1 pseudogene is annotated in these 2,263 nt (G+C 72.7%); it reads left to right on the forward strand.

Features of this window, described 5'->3' with window-relative positions:
- Nucleotides 1-2,263, forward strand: a pseudogene (locus RIF68_RS34880) (DUF3367 domain-containing protein); the annotation flags it as partial.

The following is a 2,263-nucleotide window of genomic DNA, read 5'->3' on the forward strand; positions in this document are numbered from 1 at the left end:
GCTGGCGGTCGGTGACGGACTGCGCCGCGCCGACACCCGCTTCGGCCTGGTCAACACCAACACGTCGTACACGTACGGCCCCGACGAGCGGAACGCGCCCGACGCGGTCCAGGACCCGGGCAAGAAACCGCACCAGATCCTGCCGACCGACGGCGTCGAGCACCAGACGACGGCGGAGCTGCGCGGCGCCAGGTCCGTGACCGCCTCCTCCTACGGCAACTGGCTGTTCCACCTGCCGCAGTACGACCCGGTGAACGCCTTCGACGGCAACCCGGCCACGGCCTGGGCCGAGGGCGGCTCCGGCTCGGCGGACGGCGAGTGGATCAGGGCCGACTTCAACTCCGCGATCACCGTCCCCTCCTCCTTCCAGGTCACGCCGCTGCCGCAGAACGGTGTGCGGGCGGCGCCGACGCGGGTGCGCGTCGAGACCGAGCACGGCTCCGTGACGAGTTCGCTCCAGCCGGACGGCACGGCGCAGCGCGTCAAGGCCCGCGCCGGCAGCACCGACTGGATCAAGATCACGATCGTGGACACGCAGGAGCCGCGCCCCGGCCTGACGGGCGCGGGCTTCTCGGAGATCAGCCTCCCCGAGGTGCGCGTCACCAAGCTGCTCCAGCTGCCGAAGGACGCCCAGAAGACGACCGGCGCCGACGCGACGACGTACTCGCTGCACCGCTCCTCCGACCCGAGTGCCCTCTCGCCGGTGAACGCCGAGTCGGGTCTGCACCGCCGCTTCACGACGACGGGCGACGGCGAGTACGAGGTGAAGGCGAGCGCGCTGGCCGTGCCGGGCGCCGAACTGGACGAGCTGCTCTACAAGGTGGCCCCGGAGCAGAAGCCGCGGATCACCGCGTCGGCGGACTCCACGGCCAGGCTCGGCAACGGCCTTTCGCCGCGGAACCTCACCGACGGTGATCTGACGACGGCGTGGATCGCGGGCACGGACAAGCGTCCGGTGATCCGCCTCAAGTGGCCGGACAAGAAGCCGGTGGGCGAGATCGTGCTGCCCGGCGCTGGCGGCCTGTCGACCCGTCCCGAGAAGATCGAGATCAGCTCGCCGGACGGCGCCGCCACCGCGGGCGTGGACGAGCACGGCAACGCCCGCTTCGCCCCGATCACCACGGACCAGATGGACATCACCATCACGAAGACGGCTCCGCTGACGGTCCACAACCCGGTCGCGGACGACGACCTGCGGCTGCCGGTGGGCCTCACGGAGGTCTATGTCCCCGCGCTCGACGAGTACCGCACCCCGCGGCCCAAGGCCTCGGCGCGCTTCTCGCTGCCCTGCGGCCAGGGCCCGATGATGTCGATCGACGGTGAGCTGTACGAGACGAGCGCCAAGGGCAAGGTCGCGGACCTCACCGAGCGCAGGCCGGTCGACATCAGCCTGTGCCAGCGCGGCAAGAAGGACACGGCGGTCGAGCTCGACGCGGGAGCGCACAGCGTCGAGACCGGGGACGCGGGTCCGCTCGCCGTCATGGACGCCTCCCTCACCCGGGGCACCCCGGGCGCGGTGGACGAGGCCGCCCGTGAGCTGAAGGTCAAGGACTGGCTGGGCGACCGCCGCGAGGTGAGCGTCGGCGCGGGAGCGGCCTCGTACCTCACGACGTACGAGAACGTGAACGACGGCTGGAAGGCGACCCTCGACGGCAAGGAGCTGACCCCGCTGCGGCTGGACGGCTGGCAGCAGGGCTGGCTCGTGCCCAAGGGCGAGGGCGGCACGGTCAAGCTCTCCTACGAGCCGTCGCGGACCTACGAGATCGGCCTGATATTGGCCGGGGCCGGCGTCCTGGCACTGATCGGACTCGTCATCCTGTGGCGCCGCGAGCGCAACACCGACGCCCTGGTGCCCGCGCCGCCCGCGCCCGGCATGGTGCTCGGCACGGTGGCGCTGACACTGGTGGCCGCGGTGATCGCGGGGCCGTTCGCCCTGCTCGTCCCGGCGCTGGCGCTGCTGGCCTGGTGGCGTCACACCCTGCTGGTGCCGATCGCGTTCGCGGCGATGGCGGGCGCGGGCGTCGCGGCGGCGATCGGGGCCGGGGAGGCCGTCAGCGCCGACCGGGGCGCCTTCGGCCCGGTGGCCCAACTCCTCGCGCTCATCGCGCTGTTCGCGGCCCTGGTGAGCGTGAAGGAGCGGTACGCGCATCCGGACACCGCCGATACGTTGGTCCACGGGCCGAGACCGTCGGGCCCGCCCCGGGATGCGCCGGGGCCGGTGGCACCGGTGGGGCGGGCTGCCCGCCGCCCGGTCCGTACACCA

Source organism: Streptomyces sp., assembly GCF_031178505.1.
Classification (GTDB): domain Bacteria; phylum Actinomycetota; class Actinomycetes; order Streptomycetales; family Streptomycetaceae; genus Streptomyces; species Streptomyces gulbargensis.